Origin of the sequence: Mesorhizobium sp. M2A.F.Ca.ET.037.01.1.1 (assembly GCF_003998075.1) — a bacterium.
Lineage (GTDB): Bacteria > Pseudomonadota > Alphaproteobacteria > Rhizobiales > Rhizobiaceae > Mesorhizobium.
This window is the reverse complement of record NZ_RZSA01000231.1, coordinates 1-7621: the sequence shown is the minus strand read 5'-3', so window position 1 is coordinate 7621 and position 7621 is coordinate 1. Positions and strand designations below refer to the sequence as shown.

Here is a 7621-nt window from a genome sequence, read left to right as displayed (position 1 = left end):
ATCGACAGCTGGATTTTTTAATTCAATATGATGTGGAAATTCCGCTTCGGCGGTTCAGTTGTGGCATTAAGGCAACATAAAGCGGGCGCCTGACCGGTATTCAGCGCGCCTGTTCTGCGAGAAAGAGCGGCTGGCAAGAGCCGCGATGGGGAGAGCGACTTGGATATCAGCACCGATTTCATGCGGCGCATAGCGCATGCCGCCGCAGCGGAAACCTTGCCGCGCTTCCGCAGCCAGGGGGTGGTCGCCAACAAGGAGGCGGGAAGCTTCGACCCAGTCACGGAGGCCGATCGCGAAGCCGAGCGCGCGATCCGGGCGCTGATCTCCGCCGAATATCCCGAGCACGGCATTCTCGGCGAAGAACATGGCAGCCAGAACATCACCAGCCGGCATGTCTGGGTGATCGACCCGATCGACGGCACCCGCGCCTTCATTTCCGGCCTTCCGGTCTGGGGAACGCTGGTCGGGTTGACCGCCGACGGCGACGCGGTTGCCGGCATGATGTCGCAGCCCTTCACCGGCGAGCTGTTCTATGCCAACGCCTCCGGCTCGCACTATGAAGGACCGGGCGGCCCGCGCAGGCTCTCGACCCGCAAGACCACCGACCTCGCGCAAGCGACGCTGTTCACGACCACGCCGGCGCTTTTCAAGGGCGAAGCGCGCAAGCGCTACGACCAGTTCGAAACGAAAGTCCAACTCGCCCGCTACGGAACCGACTGCTACGCCTTCGCCATGGTGGCGGCGGGCTGTGTCGACATCGTCGCCGATCCGGGCCTGAAGCCCTACGACATCGTCGCGCTGATCCCGATCATCGAGAAGGCCGGCGGCGTCGTCACCACTTTCGAAGGGGCCCCGGCGGAGAAGGGCGGCGATATATTGGCTGCGGCGACGCCGGAGCTGCACGCCGCGGCAATGGCGGCGCTGCGCGGCTGATCGGGCGCGTTCAGGGAGCGTCGCCGGTGCCTGGAATGAAGGCATCGAAGGCGGCGAGCAACTGCTCGCGGTAGATGTCCCTCTCCTGCAGGATTTCGTGCTCGGCGCCGTCGATCATCAACAGCGAGCCGACGCGCAATTTCCTGGCATAGGCTTCCACGGCCTTGGTCGAGACCACCCGGTCGGCGCCGGCGGCGACGATCAGCATCGGAACCTTGACCCTTGCCATGAAATCCGGATCGCTGACGGCTTCCGCGGCCGCGGCTGCGGCCTTCAGCCAGCGGATGGTCGGGCCGCCGAGCGCGAGCTGCGGCCAGGCCTCATAGATCCCGACATTGCGGCGGTAGCGCGCCGGGTCCGAGGTCACCTTGTTCACCTCGAAAGCCGGCGGCACTTTCGGGCGTGGACCGATCGCCGCGTAGAGCCAGCCGAGGCCAAGCGCGCAGAAGATCGCGCACACGCGCCGCACGGTGGCGATCGAGACCGGCATGTCCGGCACCTCCAGAAAAGGCGCCAGCAGCACCATGCGCCGCACCCGATTGACCATGGACGGCGAGGCAAGCAGCGCAATCACCGCCCCGGTCGAGTGGGCGAGGATGTAATAGGGGCCGCGGCAGTCGGGCAGCACGATCTCTTCGAAAAATTGCTCCAGGTCGCGCGCATAGTCGCGGAAGCTGCGGACATGGCCGCGCTGGCGGTCGCGCAGCAGGCGGCTGGAATCGCCCTGGCCGCGCCAATCGAGGATGGCGACGCCGAAGCCGCGATCGGCGAGATTGCGGATGGTCTCGAAATATTTCTCGATGCACTCGTTGCGCCCGGTCAGCAGAACCACCGTGCCCAGCAGCGGGCGGGCGACGGCGGCAAAGACGCCGTAGCGGATCTTCTTGCCGTCGGGCGTTGTGAAGAAGCCGCCCGCGGCATTCCGCGGCGCGGGATTGTCCTCGGTCAGATGGAAAAGATCCGTCATTCGGCGAGTCGCTGGTTGTTCTTTGCCCGAGCGGGCAAGGCGTCGGCATGGTGATAGACGGCCAGGCGGCAAAAGCAAAGGCGCCGCGAGGATTTACGCAACCGCCCTGAAATGGGAAGGCCGGAAGTGCCTGCGGCGCACTTCCGGCCTCTGTCGATCCGGGAGGAAGGGACGTTGCACCCGGTTCGGCCTCGGCGGCGCCGGGATCAAAGCACCGCTTGTCTCTTTGTCTTGCGCAATTCCGGTCGGAAAGCGCCTCGCGCTTCTCTTGGAATTGCTCCAACTTGACCAAAGCCTAGTGCCGAGCGGCTGAACGGATGCCGAAGCTGCGGTTCATCCGCCGTTCATCAACATGGCGGTTTTGCGTCGATCAAAAAGCCTTGAAATGGCTTTCTCCGCTTCCCAAATGAAGTTTGCGGCAGCCGATTGTCGGGGTCGCTGGCCTATCCGGAACGCCTTTCGAGGGTTTCGTACCGGGTCACACGCAAACCATGTTGCTCAACAGGAGAACACCTCATGCGTCACGTTGATTTTTCCCCACTTTATCGTTCGACCGTCGGCTTCGACCGGCTGTTCACCATGCTCGATTCGCTCGGCCAGCCCGAGACCGCGCAGACCTATCCGCCCTATAACATCGAGCGCACCGGCGAGAACGCCTATCGCATCTCGATGGCCGTTGCCGGCTTCTCGGAAGACGAAATCTCGATTGAAGCCCACCGCAACGTGCTGACCGTCAAGGGCGAGCGCAAGGAAGAGGGCAATGGCGAGGGTTCCGAGCTGCTCTACCGAGGCATTGCCTCGCGCGCTTTCGAGCGCCGCTTCCAGCTCGCCGACCATGTCGAGGTCGAGGGCGCCACGCTGAAGAACGGCCTGCTCTTCGTCGACCTCAAGCGCAACATTCCCGAGGAGCTGAAGCCGCGCAAGATCGCGATTACCCAGTCTTCGGACAAGGCCAAGCAGATCGAGGCGAAAGCGACCGCGTAATCCGCGGACTTTTCCAGACGACGTCTCCCTCCCGAGACGAAAGCGGCGCTGCGAGGCGCCGCTTTTTATTGGGTGCGCCCGCCTACGGGCCTTTCTGACCTCTTTTGAAGCTGCGGCGGAGCATGAAGGCCCCTGGTGAACCAGCCTCATCGTCGAGCCGAGCGGCGGCTTGGTCATGGCAGGACGCTCAGCCGAGCAATTGGCCCAGGCGGTCGATCTCCTCGGTCGTGGTCGCGAAGCTGGCGACGAAGCGGTAGATCGCTTCATTGTCGCCGAGATGGCCGTCGAATCCTGAAGGCACGCCCCATTCATGGAATTTGCCGCCAGCCGCCCGCAGCCTTTCAGCCGTGGCGCTGTCGAGGACCGCGAAGACCTCGTTGGCTTGCGGCAGCCAGGCGAGCCTGCCCGTCGGCGCGTCCTCGATCGTCTCGGCCAGACGCGCTGCCATTTGATTGGCGTGCCCGGCCATCCTCAGCCACAGGTCGTCGGTGAAATAGGCTTCGAACTGGGCCGAGATGAAGCGCGCCTTGGAGAAGGTCTGCCCGGCGCGCTGACGGTGCAGGCGCAGGTCCTTACTGACATCCGGATTGAGGATCAGCACCGCGTCGGCCATCCAGCAGCCATTCTTGGTGGCGCCGAAGGAGATGACGTCGACGCCGCTCTTCCAGGTCATTTCGGCCGGGCTGATGCTAGTCGCGGCAATCGCATTGGCGAAGCGCGCGCCGTCCATGTGCAGCGGCAGCTTGTGGCGGCGGCTGACCTCGGCGATCGCCTTGACGTCGTCGACGCTATAGACCGTGCCGACCTCGGTCGCTTGGGTGATGGTGACCGCCATCGGCTGACCGGCGGGAGCCAGATCCTGCGAATAGCGCTTGATAGCCCGGTCGAGCGCTTCCGGATTGATGCGCCCCAGCGGCCCGGGAACCGGCGCCATGCGCGCGCCGCCGGTGTAGAAACCCATCGCGCCGAACTCGTCGACATTCATATGCGCTTCGGAGTGGCAAAGCGCGATGCCGCCGATACGGTTCAACGCGGCCATCGAAAGCGCGTTCGCCGCGGTGCCGGTCGCGGCGAAGAAGACTTGCACCTCCCGCTCGAAAATCTCGTTGAAGCGGCGATAGACGGCCCGGTCCAGATCGCCGTCGCCATAGGCGACAGCGGATCCGTCGGCATGGCGCGACAGATTGGCCGAAATGTCGGGATGGACGCCCGCCCAGTTGTCGGAAGCAAAGAACATCGAGAGATCCGTATCGTGATTACCAAAAGCGGCGGGACTTGACCGCTTAGGCGGGAGAAGCGCAAGGGCCAATCACCGGCAAAGCGGTGAAGCCAGCGCCTAGCCTCGAAAGACCCGGATCGAAGCTTGCGTTGCCGGTACTCGTCACGAAATTTTGTGTCGCGTCACGCCCAAGTTTTTTGTGAATCGGTCTTGTATGGTCCCCTGATTTCTGCCATAAAAATTTAGGACAGTAGTGCTGTCTTATTTTGTCGCACAAAACAGGCTGGACTGGCGTATCATTGCTGCCATTCCGGCCATTGTCGCGAGCGGCGGGTAGACGGCCCGGCTCTGGCCTGTACGATACCGGATGCGAACCGGGCGTATAGCCGTATGGTTCGATGGATTTCGCAAGACGTGCAGCAAGGATCAAGGGGAAGCCTTGTGCTTCCCAAGGCAAGCCAGCGCCCTGAGACAGTCGGGGCCAAGGTGGAGAACGGAGGATAGGACGATGACGGAACTGACGCCATCTGCGATCTACGGCCAGGCCGCGCAGACGAAAGCGGCAGCCGTTAAAAACACCGTCCGGACCCAAGCCCTCCGAACTTCCGGCGGCCCGGCCGCCCAGGGCCTCTACGATCCGCGCAACGAGCATGACGCCTGCGGCGTCGGCTTCATCGCCAATATGAAGGGCGTGAAGTCGCACCGGATCGTCGAGGACGGTCTGGCGATGCTGGAAAACCTCACCCATCGCGGCGCCGTCGGCGCTGACCCGCTGGTCGGCGACGGCGCCGGCGTGCTGGTGCAGATCCCGGACGCTTTCTTCCGCGAGGAAATGGCGGCCAAGGGCGTCGAACTGCCGCCTGCAGGTCAATACGGCGTCGGCCATTGGTTCATGCCGCAGGACGCGGCGCTTCGCGCCCATATCGAAGAGATCATCGCCGAATCGGCGCAGTCGGAGGGGCTGCCGCTCATCGGCTTCCGCGACGTGCCGGTCGACAATTCGTCGCTGTCGAAGGCGCCCGATATCGAGGCCTCGGAGCCTTTCCACCGGCAGGTGTTCATCGGCCGTACGGCCGACATCCCGGATGACGAGGAATACGAGGCGCGGCTCTATTTGCTGCGCAAGGTGATCTCGGGCCGCATCTATGCTGAGAACGACAACAAGGACATCGGCGCCTATTGCGTGTCGCTGTCGGCGCGCACCATCATCTACAAGGGCATGTTCCTGGCCTACCAGGTCGGCGCCTATTATAAGGACCTCAAGGATCCGCGCTTCGAAACGGCGCTGATCCTCGTTCACCAGCGCTTCTCGACCAACACCTTCCCGTCGTGGAAGCTGGCGCATCCCTATCGCATGGTCGCGCATAACGGCGAGATCAACACCGTGCGCGGCAACAACAACTGGATGGCGGCGCGCCAGGCCTCGGTCGATTCCGAGCTGTTCGGCAACAACATCTCGAAGCTGTGGCCCATCTCCTATGAGGGCCAGTCGGACACGGCGTGCTTCGACAACGCGCTGGAGTTCCTGTTCCAGGGCGGCTATTCGCTCACCCACGCCATGATGATGCTGATACCGGAAGCCTGGGCCGGCAACAAGCTCATGGATGCCGACCGCAAGGCTTTCTACGAGTATCATGCGGCGCTGATGGAGCCGTGGGATGGTCCGGCGGCGGTGGTGTTCACCGACGGTCGCCAGATCGGCGCCACGCTCGACCGCAACGGCCTGCGCCCGGCGCGCTACATCGTCACCGACGACGACCGCGTCATCATGGCGTCGGAAGCCGGCGCGCTGCCGGTGCCGGAGGAAAAGATCGTGCAGAAGTGGCGGCTGCAGCCCGGCCGCATGCTGCTGATCGACCTCGCCAAGGGCCGCATCATCTCCGACGAGGAGATCAAGTCGGAGATCGCGACCAGGCATCCCTGCAAGACCTGGCTCGTCAACACGCAGTTGATCCTGGAAGACCTCAAGCCGGTCGAGCCGCGCGCGCTGCGCAAGGATGTCAGCCTGCTCGATCGCCAGCAGTCCTTCGGCTACACGCAGGAAGACACCAAGCTTCTGATGGCGCCGATGGCTACCACCGGCCAGGAAGCTGTGGGCTCGATGGGCACCGACACGCCGATCTCGGCCATGTCGGACAGGTCGAAGCTGCTCTACACCTATTTCAAGAAGAACTTCGCCCAGGTCACCAACCCGCCGATCGACCCGATCCGTGAGGAGCTGGTGATGAGCCTGGTGTCCTTCATCGGGCCGCGGCCGAACATCTTCGACCTGGTCGGCACATCGCGCCGCAAGCGGCTCGAGGTGCGCCAGCCGATCCTGACCAACGGCGATCTCGAAAAGATCCGCTCCATCGGCCACACCGAGGACCGTTTCGACACCAAGACGATCGACATCACCTACGGCTCGAACGAGGGCGCCGCGGGCATGCAGGGCGCCATCGACCGGCTCTGCGAGCGCGCGGAGGCGGCGGTCGCCGGCGGCTACAACATCATCATCCTGTCGGACCGTCAGGTCGGCCCCGACCGCATCGCCATTCCAGCCCTTTTGGCCACGGCGGCGGTGCACCACCACCTGATCCGCAAGGGGTTGCGCACGTCGGTCGGCCTCGTCGTCGAGTCCGGCGAGCCGCGCGAGGTGCATCATTTCTGCTGCCTCGCCGGCTATGGCGCCGAGGCGATCAACCCTTATCTTGCCTTCGACACGCTGCTCGACATGCACAAGCGCGGCGAGCTGCCGGCCGAGGTCGACAAATACGAGGTGGTCTCGCGCTACATCAAGTCGATCGGCAAGGGCATCCTCAAGGTGATGTCCAAGATGGGCATCTCGACCTACCAGTCCTATTGCGGCGCGCAGATCTTCGACGCGATCGGGTTGAAGTCCGATTTCGTCGAGAAGTATTTCACCGGCACCGCGACGCTGATCGAAGGCGTCGGACTGGACGAGGTCGCCGCCGAGACGCTCAGCCGCCATGCGGACGCCTTCGGCAGCGATCCGGTGCTGCGCAACAGCCTGGAGGTCGGCGGCGAATACATGTTCCGCATGCGCGGCGAGGCGCATATGTGGTCGCCGGATGCAGTCGCTACCTTGCAGCATGCCGTGCGGCAGGGGTCCTGGGACACGTTCAAGGAGTATTCGGCGCAGATCGACAGCGCGACCGCGCGGGCGCAAACCATCCGCGGCCTGTTCAAGATCAAGCTGGCCGAAGAAACCGGCCGCAAGAAGGTCGCGATCGAGGATGTCATGCCGGCGGCCGAGATCGTGAAGCGCTTCTCGACCGGGGCGATGTCGTTCGGATCGATCTCACGCGAGGCGCACACCACGCTGGCGCGCGCCATGAACCAGATCGGCGGCAAGTCGAACACCGGCGAAGGTGGCGAAGAGGCCGACCGCTATCTGCCGCTGCCCGGCGGCGGCAAGAACCCGGAACGTTCGGCGATCAAGCAGGTCGCTTCGGGACGGTTCGGCGTCACGGCGGAGTATATGGTCAATTCCGACGTCATGCAGATCAAGGTGGCGC

Annotated in this window: 5 protein-coding genes; 3 read left to right on the top strand and 2 right to left on the bottom strand. The window is 63.9% G+C overall.

Translation table 11 applies throughout. The annotated features are described in order from the left end of the window. The first annotated feature begins 159 nt into the window (after positions 1-159). The gene (gene hisN, locus EOA27_RS13910; RefSeq protein WP_126081456.1) at positions 160-933 is read left to right on the top strand and encodes a histidinol-phosphatase; all 774 of its coding nucleotides are present in this window, start codon (positions 160-162) and stop codon (positions 931-933) included. Positions 934-943: 10 nt separating this feature from the next. Here hisN and EOA27_RS13905 read toward each other — a convergent pair whose 3' ends face one another. Next, positions 944-1900 (bottom strand): alpha/beta hydrolase, encoded by a 957-nt coding sequence (locus EOA27_RS13905; RefSeq protein WP_126081457.1) that lies wholly within the window; start codon positions 1898-1900, stop codon positions 944-946. Positions 1901-2416: 516 nt separating this feature from the next. Between EOA27_RS13905 and EOA27_RS13900 the strand changes: the two genes are divergently transcribed. Further along, on the top strand, positions 2417-2884 hold the full coding sequence (locus EOA27_RS13900; protein ID WP_126081458.1) for an Hsp20 family protein: 468 nt from the start codon (positions 2417-2419) through the stop codon (positions 2882-2884). A gap of 187 nt (positions 2885-3071) precedes the next feature. On the opposite strand, the gene EOA27_RS13895 is transcribed toward EOA27_RS13900, so the two are convergent. Beyond that, positions 3072-4121 (bottom strand): low specificity L-threonine aldolase, encoded by a 1050-nt coding sequence (locus EOA27_RS13895; protein ID WP_126081459.1) that lies wholly within the window; start codon positions 4119-4121, stop codon positions 3072-3074. 490 nt (positions 4122-4611) lie between these two features. On the opposite strand from EOA27_RS13895, the gene EOA27_RS13890 reads away from it, so the two are divergent. Further along, a partial coding sequence (locus EOA27_RS13890; protein ID WP_245491089.1) for a glutamate synthase central domain-containing protein occupies positions 4612-7621 on the top strand: 3010 nt, incomplete at its 3' end.